Genomic DNA, 9,363 nt, shown 5'->3' on the forward strand with positions numbered 1-9,363 from the left:
GAGATCCGGGTTGGTGGCGTAGGCCGACGCCAGCGCCTCGGCCATCGACTGGGCCGAAGCCGGGGCGGCGCCCAGCATCAGAGCCGCGGACAGGGCCGCGATGGAGAGCCCGAACCGTCCAAATCGTGTCATCGTCAATACCGTCCCATGGTAGGGTCGATCTCGCACGCCCAGGCATCGATGCCGCCGCGCAGATTGACCGCGTTGTCCATGCCCCTCGCCGAAAGCCACCGCACCACCTGCGCGCTGCGCCCCCCGTGGTGACACATGACGACCACCGGGCGATCGCCCGGAATCTCTTCCAACCGGCCCGGGATCTCGCCCATCGGGATCTCGAGCGAGCCCTCGATCCGGCACAGCGCCAGCTCCTGCGGCTCGCGCACGTCGACCAGCACGTGCCCGGTGCCGTCGCGCCGCCAATCCGCCAAGGTCGCCACGTCTATCTCGAACTGCTGCACCCGATGCCCCGCCACGCTCAGAACTGGAATGCAGGCTTCCGCTCGAAGCCCGGCAGGATCGCCGTCGTCGCGTCGAACAGCGGGCGCTGCGACGCGACTCCATCGACCGCACTGACCAGCATAGCACGGCCGACACGGTCGCCGTCATCCACCACGGTGAGCAGGCGGCCGCCGGGCGCCAGCTGCGCGATCAGCGCCGCCGGCACGTCCGCCACCGCCCCATCGATCAGGATGACGTCGTAGGGTCCCTCGGCCGGCCAGCCCTCCGCCAGCCGCCCTTCGACCAGCGCGACGCCCCGGACGCCGAGCTCGGACAGCGCCCCACGCGCGGTGCCGAGCTGCCCCTTGTCCTCCTCCAGCGCCACCACCTTGGCGGCGAGGCGGGCGATGAGCGCGGCGCTGTAGCCGGTGCCGGCGCCGACGATCAGCACCCGGCTGTCCGGCGTGATCCGGGCGTCGTTCAGGAGCCGGCCGAGGACCCGCGGCTCCATCAGCACCCGGCCGCCGCCGATCGCCGCGTCCTCGTCGACATAGGCGACGCCGCGCCGGTCGGCCGGCACGAAGCGCTCGCGCGGGACGGCCATCATCGCGTCGATCAGAGCCTGGTCGACGACCTTGTTGGGCTTGATCTGCCCTTCGACCATGTTCAGGCGGGCGGCTGCGTAGTCGACCATGGGATTCCGCAATCTGAGGACGGCAAGGCGCAGCGGCCGGGTGGCCGCCGCGCGCTCAAACGCAGCGGTTATATCGGCCTTCGCGCCCGCAACACAATCGGTCTGATGCCGCCCGGCCATATCGCCCGCTTGAACGGCATCGAAAGTTCCTCGCGTTCGTCCTTGACCCTGCTTCTCGGCGGGCGATATACGGGGGCCGCCGTCGGGGCGCGATGGCTGAGTGGTCAAGCAGCGGACTGCAAATCCGTGCACGCCGGTTCGATTCCGGCTCGCGCCTCCAAACGGCCCGCCGAGACGCCGGCCGAAACCGTGCCTTCAAAAAGTGTGATTGGAGGCACATGTGAGGCTTGGCAGGGCGGGGCGAGGTTGCTATAAGCCGCGCCACCAACAGCCCGGAGCGATCCGGCGCTCATGTTCCCTGGTAGCTCAGTTGGTAGAGCAGCTGACTGTTAATCAGCGGGTCACTGGTTCGAGTCCAGTCCAGGGAGCCACTCTTCTCCATCTCATCGGTGCGTGGCGACGGCCTTGGGCCGGTACATTCCGTCGCGCCCGTCTTGGCATCGCCCGACAGTTATATTAAATCCATGCGGTCCCGGGCGCTGTCTGACGGTCCCGGCTTTCGGAACCGAGATGGCCCCTTACGACGCATCCTTGAGCACCGAGACCCTGCCCGAGACACCGACGGCCCCCGTCCGGACGGTCGTGGTCGGATCGTACAACGTGCACAAATGCGTCGGCCTTGACAGACGCTTCGACCCGGTGCGCATCGCCGACGTGGTCGCCGAGCTCGACGCCGACGTGGTGGCGCTGCAGGAAGTCGACCGCCGGTTCGGCCGTCGCTCCGGGCTGCTCGACGCCGAAACGCTGCGCCGCGACAGCGGCCTGCATCTGGTCCATGTCTCCGACCTGCCCGACGGCCATGGCTGGCACGGCAACGCCCTGCTGGTGCGCGACGGCACGGTCACCCGCCTGCGCCGCCTGACGCTGCCGGGGGCCGAGCCGCGCGGCGCCATCGTCACCGAGCTGGCGCTGCCCGCCGGCCGCCTGCGGGTGGTGGCGGCTCATTTCGGCCTGCTCCGGCGCTGCCGGATGCGCCAGGCCGCGATGATCCTCGACGAGATCGCCGAGGGCGAGAGCATGCCGACGCTGCTGGTCGGCGACCTCAACGAATGGCGTCCCGGGCGGCGCTCCTCGCTGCAGCCGCTCGGCGCGCTGTTCGGGCCGCTGCAGGCGAGCCCGCCCAGCTTCCCCGCCCCGCTGCCGCTGATCTCGCTTGACCGCATCCTGGGCTGGCCGCAGGGCGTGCTCCGGCATGTGGCAGTCCATCGCAGCCCGCTGTCGCGGATCGCCTCTGACCACCTGCCGCTCAAGGCCAGGATCGACCTCGGCGTCGCCTTGCCCGCCGCCTCGGCCCCGCTGTCCGAAGCCGCCTGACGCGACGTCGCTAGTCGGCATGCGTGCCGCGTGCCGGAACCTCCCCTTTGCCTCAGGCGGCCGCTATGCTCGGCGCCAGCGCACCGAGATCGCCGCCGAGGTTCAGGACATGCCCGACACATCGCCCGCCCCGTCCAGCGCGCGCGCCATCGCCGCCGATATCGCCGCCGGCCGGACCAGCGCCCGCGCGGTGATCGCCGCAACCCTGGCCCGCGCCCATGCGGCGCAGGGCCGGCTGAACTGCTTCACCCTGATCCTCGACGACGAGGCCCTGGCCGCGGCCGAGGCCGCCGATGCGGCGGTCGCGGCCGGCCGCCCACTCGGCCCCTTGCATGGTGTGCCGGTGGCGATCAAGGACCTGACCCCGACCCGCGGGCACCTGACCACGCTGGGCTCGCATTCGACCGGCGACTGGGTGCCGGACCGGTCGGCGCTGGTGGTCCGGCGGCTGGAGGCGGCCGGCGCCATCGTCATCGGCAAGACCACGACGCCGGAATTCGCCCATTCCGGATTCACCTACAGCTCTCGTTGGGGCATCACCCGCAACCCCTGGGACCCGGAACGGTCGCCGGGCGGATCGTCCGGCGGCTCCGGCGCCGCGGTGGCGGCCGGGGTGGTGCCCTTCGCCGAGGGCACCGACATGGGCGGGTCGGTGCGGATCCCGGCCGCCTTCTGCGGCGTGGTCGGGTTCAAGCCGAGCCTGGGCCGGATCCCGATGACGATCCTGCCCAGCCAGTTCGACGACATCTCGCATTTCGGCCCGCTGGCCCGCAGCGTCGACGACGCCGTCGCCTTCATGGCCGCGACCGCGGGGCCGAGCGACGAGGACATCAGCTCCCTGCCCCTGCCCTTCGACGCCGCGGCGACGCGGATCGACGGGCTGGCCGGGCGCCGCTTCGCCCTGTCGCTGGATCTCGGCTACTACGCCGTCGATCCGGCGGTCGAGGCCGCGACCCTGGCGGCGGCGGAGGCCCTGCGCCGCGCCGGCGCGGTGGTCGAGGAGGTGCGCCTGCCCTGGACCCGGGCGGTGAGCGACCGCTGGCTGGACCTGTGGTGCGTGTTCATGGCGGCGTTCCAGGGCCATCGGCTGGCGGAATACCGCGACCGGATGGACCCGATCCTGGTCGGGCTGATCGACCGTGGCCTCACCCTGGGTGCCGCCGAGGTCAAGCGGATAGAGATCCTGCGCAGCGAGATGTGGAACGATCTGGCCGCGGTGCTGGCCGGCCGCGACGCCCTGCTGTGCCCGACCTGCCCCGTCCCGCCGCCGCCCGTCACCCTGACCGATGACGATTTCGCCGCGGACTGGCCGGACGGGCGCTATGGCGGCATGGACATGACCGGCCCATTCAACCTGCTGTCGCCCTGCCCCGCCCTGTCGCTGCCGGCCGGGCTGACGCCGCAGGGCCTGCCGGTCGGGCTGCAGATCGTCGGCCACCGCCATGCCGACGAGGCCGTGCTGGGCCTGGCCCGGGCGATCGAGGCGGCGCTGCTGCAGGCGGGCCTGACCGAGGCCGTGCGCCGCGGACCGCCGGTTGGATAACGGCCCGGTCGGCTGCGGTCCTGGATCGGCGTGGATGTGCGCCAGATTGGTTGAGTCGGGAGCGGCATTGAGTCAGTCTTCCATTGTCGCCGATCGCCCCCGCGCGGGCGCGGCCAACATGGAGTCGATGACATGGCCAAGGTGCTCGCCTGTATCGACGGCTCGATCTATTCCCACAGCATCTGTGACCTTTCGGCCTGGGCGGCGTCCCGGCTGAACCAGCCGGTCGAGCTGCTGCATGTGCTGGGCCGCCGCGAGGTGTCGACCATCCCGGTCGACATCAGCGGCACGCTGGTCGCCTATTCCCAGGACATCCTGGCCGAGCTGGCGGCGATGGACGAGCAGCGAGCCGGCCTGTCGCAGAAGCGCGGCCGGCTGATCCTCGACGAAGGCCGCACCCGGCTGAAGGAGGCCGGCGTCACCGATATCGACACCCATCTCTACAATGGCGACCTGGTCGAGACGGTCGGCGAGTTCGAGCCCGACGCCAGCATCATCGTCCTCGGCAAGCGCGGCGAAGCGGCCGACTTCGCCAAGCTGCATCTCGGCTCGAATCTCGAGCGGGTGGCGCGCGCCGCGAAGAAGCCGGTGCTGGTCTCCGCCCGCGCCTTCAAGCCGATCCGGCGCTTCCTGATCGCCTTCGACGGCGGCCCGAGCGTGACCAAGGCGGTCGAGCTGATCGCCAACGGCCAGTTGCTGCGCGGGCTGGAGGGCCATCTACTGATGGCCGGCAGCCCGGACGAGGAGGCCGAGGCCAAGCTGGACGCCGCCGAGACCCGGCTGCGCGACGCCGGCTGGGACATCCGCGCCCGGATCCTGCCCGGCGAGCCGGAGGCGGTGATCGCGGCCCAGGTGGCCGAGGCGTCGATCGACCTCCTGGTGATGGGCGCCTACGGCCATTCCCGCATCCGCAACCTGATCATCGGCAGCACCACCACGGCGATGGTGCGGTCGTGCCTGATCCCGGTGCTGATGCTTCGGTGAGCGGTCAGCCCTCGCGCCGGATCAGCCACAGGCCGACGAGGCAGCCGAGGACGCACAGCGCCAGCATGTAGTGCAGATGCGCCAGCGGGTCCGTGGCCAGCAGCAGCGGCACCACCACCGGCGTCAGCCCGCCGAACACGGCGTAGGAGACGTTGTAGGAGAAGGACAGGCCGCTGAAGCGGATCGCCGCCGGGAAGGCGCGGACCATGACGAAGGGCACCCCGCCGACCACGCCGACGAAGAGGCCGGCCAGGGCATAGGTCGGCAGCAGCAGGTCGGGGTCGGCGGCGCCCCTGGTGTAGAGCAGCCAGACGGCGATCGCCAGCAGCGGGCAGCCGATGGCGAAGAAGCGCCCCGCCCCGATCCGGTCGACGATGAGGCCGGCCAGGATGACGCCGGCCGTCAGCCCCACCGTGGCCAGGTTGTTGGCCAGCAGCGCCTGCGTCGGCGGCACGTGGTGCAGCTTCTCCAGCAGCGTCGGCGTCATCAGGATGACCACGACGATGGCGCCCGACAGCAGCCAGGTCAGCAGCATCGACACCAGCACCGCGCCGCGATGGTCGCGCAGCACCGCCTTCAGCGGCAGCTCCGCCGCCAGCGCCTTGCGGGCCCGCATCTCCTGGAAGATCGGGGTCTCGCGCAGCATCCGGCGCAGATGCACCGAGAGCAGCCCGAAGGCGCCGCCGAGCAGGAACGGCAGCCGCCAGCCCCAGTCGGCGACCTCGGCCTGGCTGAGGCTGCCATTGATCGCGGTCGCCACCAGCGATCCCAGCAGGATGCCGGCGGTCAGCCCGGCGGTCAGCGTCCCGCAGGCATAGCCGATACGGTTCGCCGGCACGTGCTCGGCCACGAACACCCAGGCGCCCGGGACCTCGCCGCCGATCGCCGCCCCCTGCAGGATGCGCAGCAGCAGCAGAGCGACCGGCGCCCAGAATCCGATCTGGGCATGGGTCGGCAGCAGCCCCATGCCGAGCGTGGCGGCGGCCATCAGCAGGATGCTGAGCGTGAACATCCGCTTGCGCCCGAACAGGTCGCCGAAATGCGCCATGACGACGCCGCCCAGCGGCCGGACCAGATAACCGGCCGCGAACACGCCGAAGGTCTGGAACTGGCGCAGCCAGTCCGGCATGTCCGGCGGGAAGAAAAGCTGCCCGACCACAGTGGCGAAGAACACGAAGATGACGAAGTCGTAGAATTCCAGCGCGCCGCCGAGCGCGGCCAGGCCGAGGGTGCGGTAGTCGCCGGCGGTCAGGCGCCGCGTCGACGGAAGGTCGGCGGCGATGGCATGGGTCATGTCGGGCTCTGCGGTTCGATTGGTCTTACCAAAGAGGCATCGGGTCGGGACCCTAGAGCAGCGCAGCCTGCCGCGGCAGCGCTACGCCCGCATGTCGGGGTCCAGGAAACCTGTTGCATCCGTCATCGAACCGTTCGGTCTTCGGATCGCGCCGCATGCGGCTATCATGCCGAAGCCAACCCGATTGCAGGAGGACCGGCCGTGGCCAAGAGAACGGTAGCCGACATGATCGCCGACATGCTGGCCGATGCCGGGGTCCAGCGGATCTACGGCATCGTCGGCGATTCCCTGAACGGGCTGACCGACAGCCTGCGGCGCAAGAAGACGATCGACTGGATCCGGGTGCGGCACGAGGAGGTCGCAGCCTTCGCCGCCGGGGCCGAGGCCCATCTGACCGGCGAGCTCGCGGTCTGCGCCGGCAGCTGCGGGCCCGGCAACCTCCACCTGATCAACGGCCTGTTCGACTGCCACCGCAACCGCGTGCCGGTGCCGGCGATCGCGGCGCATATCCCGAGCTCGGAGATCGGCCGCGGCTATTTCCAGGAGACCCATCCGCAGACCCTGTTCCAGGAGTGCAGCCATTATTGCGAGCTGGTCTCCGACCCGGCGCAGCTGCCCGGCGTGCTGGAGATCGCGATGCGCGAGGCGGTGGCCAAGCGTGGTGTCGCCGTCGTCGTCATCCCCGGCGACGTGGCGCTGAAGGAGATCGGCGACCGGCACCACTCCCCGTTCCTGCTGCCGGCCCAGCCGGTGGTGGTGCCGGCCCAGGCGGAGATCGAACGGGCGGCGGTGCTGCTGAACGAGGCCCGCCGGGTGACGCTGTTCTGCGGCCGCGGCTGCGCCGGCGCGCATGAGGCGCTGATGGGGCTGGCGGAGACGCTGAAATCCCCGATCGTCCACGCCTTCGGCGGCAAGGAGTTCGTCGAATATGACAACCCCTACGATGTCGGCATGACCGGGCTGATCGGCTTCTCCTCCGGCTACACCGCGATGATGAGCTGCGACGTGCTGCTGATGCTGGGTACGGATTTCCCCTACCGCCAGTTCTATCCGGCCGATGCCCGCATCATCCAGGTCGACATCCGGGCCGAGAATCTGGGCCGGCGCTGCAGCCTGGAGCTCGGCCTGGTCGGCGATGTGGGCGAGACCATCGCGGCGCTGCTGCCGCGGCTGCAGGTCAAGGACGACCGCGACCATCTCGACGCCGCGCTGCAGGACTACGTCAAGTCGCGCGAGGGGCTGGACGACCTGGCCACCGGCAAGGCGGGCCGGCCGCCGATCCACCCGCAATACCTCACCAAGCTGGTCGGCGACCTGGCCGATGACGACGCCGTCTTCACCTTCGATGTCGGCACGCCGTCGGTGTGGGCGGCGCGCTATCTCAAGGTCAACGGCAAGCGGCGGCTGATCGGGTCGCTGAACCACGGCTCGATGGCCAACGCCCTGCCCCAGGCGATCGGGGCGCAGGCGGCCTGCCCGAAGCGGCAGGTGGTGTCGCTGTCCGGCGATGGCGGCCTGACCATGCTGATGGGCGACCTGATCACACTGAAGCAGCAGAACCTGCCGGTGAAGGTGGTGGTCTACAACAACGGCGTGCTGGGCTTCGTGGCGATGGAGATGAAGGCGACCGGCTTCCTCGACACCTACACCGACCTGGAGAACCCGAACTTCGCGGCGATGGCGGAATCGATGGGCATCCTCGGCATCCGGGTCGAGGATCCGGGCGAGGTCGAGAGCGCGGTGCGGCGCGGCCTGCACCATGACGGGCCGGTGGTGATCGACGTCGTCACCAACAAGCTGGAGCTGATGATGCCGCCCACCGTCTCGGCCAGCCAGGTCGCCGGCTTCGGCATGTACATGCTGCGCGCCGTGATCAACGGCCGCGGCAGCGAGCTGATCGAGCTGGCGAAGACCAATCTGCGGCGATAGGGCGCGACGGCCGGACCCAGGAAGGTCGGGAACGGGGAGCCGGCGGCTCCCAGATACAGGATGGCCGGGCCGATCCGGCCATCCCCACCCGATTCCACGACAGGACGCCTCATGATCCGGATGTACGGCTTTTGGCGCTCGGCTGCTTCCTTCCGCGTCCGCATCGCGCTGAACCTGAAGGGGCTCGCCTATCAGGAGACGATGATCGACCTCGACGCGGGCGACCAGCACGCGCCCGGCTATCGCGCGGTCAATGCCCAGTCGGTCGTGCCCTCCCTGTTCGTCGATGACGGCCCGCCCCTCACCCAGTCGCTGGCGATCCTCGAATATCTGGAGGAGACGCATCCGCAGCCGGCGCTGCTGCCGGCGGATGCCCGCGGCCGATCGCGGGTGCGGTCCCTGGCGCTGCTGTTCGCGGCCGACCACCATCCGCTGATCGTGCCGCGCGTGCGCCGCTATCTCGCCGACGCGCTGCAGATCGACGAGGCGCGGCGGACCGGCTGGCTGCGCCACTGGTTCCGGGAAGGGCTGGTGCAGGCGGAGCGGCGGCTGTCGACGGAGTCCGGCACCGGCCGGTTCTGCCATGGCGACACGCCCGGCATGGCGGATCTCTGCCTGATCAGCCAGGTGGCGGGAGCCCGGGGCTTCCAGATCGACACTGCGGAGCTGCCCACCGTGCACCGGATCGCCGAGGCCTGCCTGGCGCTGGACGCCTTCGCCCGCGCCCATCCGCTGCGCCAGCCGGGCGCGCCGGCGTCGCATCAGGCGGAATGAAGTGACGTCGGGAGGGCCCCTGAGGCGCAAACGCCTCCGGCCTCTCCCGCAGGGCGGGAGAGGTGAAACAATCCGGTTCGCGCAGGTTGGGTTCGCCTTGCGAACCCAACCTTGTATTAGCGGTCAGCCCGTGTCCGGGACCTTGGGCTTGCGACGGCCGGACGCGGCGGCGGGACGAGGCTCGGGCGGATCGTCGTCGTCCTCGCCATCCTCGTCCGGCAGGAAGCCGAGATCCTCCATCGCCGCGTCGGCCATCTCCAGCCAGCGCTCCGT

General features: G+C 70.5%; 8 protein-coding genes and 2 tRNA genes. 7 read left to right on the forward strand and 3 right to left on the reverse strand.

From position 1 onward, the window contains the following. Positions 1 to 134: 134 nt before the first annotated feature. Both FFK22_RS39475 and FFK22_RS39480 read right to left on the reverse strand, forming a co-directional pair. The gene (locus tag FFK22_RS39475) at positions 135 to 458 is read right to left on the reverse strand and encodes a rhodanese-like domain-containing protein (RefSeq protein WP_306770245.1); all 324 of its coding nucleotides are present in this window, start codon (positions 456 to 458) and stop codon (positions 135 to 137) included. Positions 459 to 475: 17 nt separating this feature from the next. Further along, a complete protein-coding gene (locus tag FFK22_RS39480; protein ID WP_138893371.1) occupies positions 476 to 1,132 on the reverse strand; it encodes a protein-L-isoaspartate O-methyltransferase in 657 nt (218 codons plus the stop codon). 206 nt (positions 1,133 to 1,338) lie between these two features. Between FFK22_RS39480 and FFK22_RS39485 the strand changes: the two genes are divergently transcribed. From FFK22_RS39485 to FFK22_RS39505, 5 genes are all read left to right on the forward strand, one after another. Further along, positions 1,339 to 1,412: transfer RNA gene (locus tag FFK22_RS39485), tRNA-Cys, on the forward strand. 135 nt (positions 1,413 to 1,547) lie between these two features. Then, positions 1,548 to 1,623 (forward strand) — tRNA-Asn (locus tag FFK22_RS39490). Between the two features lie 160 nt (positions 1,624 to 1,783). Next, positions 1,784 to 2,566, forward strand: a complete 783-nt coding sequence (locus FFK22_RS39495) for an endonuclease/exonuclease/phosphatase family protein (RefSeq protein ID WP_221939217.1) — start codon at positions 1,784 to 1,786, stop codon at positions 2,564 to 2,566. A 109-nt stretch (positions 2,567 to 2,675) separates the two neighbouring features. Beyond that, positions 2,676 to 4,109 (forward strand): amidase, encoded by a 1,434-nt coding sequence (locus FFK22_RS39500; protein WP_138893369.1) that lies wholly within the window; start codon positions 2,676 to 2,678, stop codon positions 4,107 to 4,109. Between the two features lie 132 nt (positions 4,110 to 4,241). Next, the gene (locus tag FFK22_RS39505) at positions 4,242 to 5,093 is read left to right on the forward strand and encodes a universal stress protein (protein WP_138893368.1); all 852 of its coding nucleotides are present in this window, start codon (positions 4,242 to 4,244) and stop codon (positions 5,091 to 5,093) included. Between the two features lie 4 nt (positions 5,094 to 5,097). Here FFK22_RS39505 and FFK22_RS39510 read toward each other — a convergent pair whose 3' ends face one another. Continuing rightward, positions 5,098 to 6,387, reverse strand: coding sequence for an MFS transporter (locus FFK22_RS39510; protein WP_138893367.1), 1,290 nt, complete (start codon positions 6,385 to 6,387; stop codon positions 5,098 to 5,100). Positions 6,388 to 6,588: 201 nt separating this feature from the next. On the opposite strand from FFK22_RS39510, the gene poxB reads away from it, so the two are divergent. Together poxB and maiA are read left to right on the forward strand one after the other, a co-directional pair. Beyond that, positions 6,589 to 8,316, forward strand: a complete 1,728-nt coding sequence (gene poxB / locus FFK22_RS39515; RefSeq protein WP_306770246.1) for a ubiquinone-dependent pyruvate dehydrogenase — start codon at positions 6,589 to 6,591, stop codon at positions 8,314 to 8,316. Between the two features lie 111 nt (positions 8,317 to 8,427). Next, positions 8,428 to 9,090: a maleylacetoacetate isomerase gene (maiA, locus tag FFK22_RS39520; protein WP_221939218.1), complete on the forward strand. Its 663-nt coding sequence runs from the start codon at positions 8,428 to 8,430 to the stop codon at positions 9,088 to 9,090. Positions 9,091 to 9,363 lie beyond the last annotated feature (273 nt).

It is taken from the genome of Mycobacterium sp. KBS0706, assembly GCF_005938675.2.
Classification (GTDB): domain Bacteria; phylum Pseudomonadota; class Alphaproteobacteria; order DSM-16000; family Inquilinaceae; genus Inquilinus.

Bases quoted from the DNA above. Each gene is read 5' to 3' on its own strand.
- FFK22_RS39510 (WP_138893367.1), bottom strand. From the start codon at position 6,387: ATGACCCATGCCATCGCCGCCGACCTTCCGTCGACGCGGCGCCTGACC.
- FFK22_RS39500 (WP_138893369.1), top strand. From the start codon at position 2,676: ATGCCCGACACATCGCCCGCCCCGTCCAGCGCGCGCGCCATCGCCGCC.
- maiA (WP_221939218.1), top strand. From the start codon at position 8,428: ATGATCCGGATGTACGGCTTTTGGCGCTCGGCTGCTTCCTTCCGCGTC.
- FFK22_RS39480 (WP_138893371.1), bottom strand. From the start codon at position 1,132: ATGGTCGACTACGCAGCCGCCCGCCTGAACATGGTCGAAGGGCAGATC.
- FFK22_RS39505 (WP_138893368.1), top strand. From the start codon at position 4,242: ATGGCCAAGGTGCTCGCCTGTATCGACGGCTCGATCTATTCCCACAGC.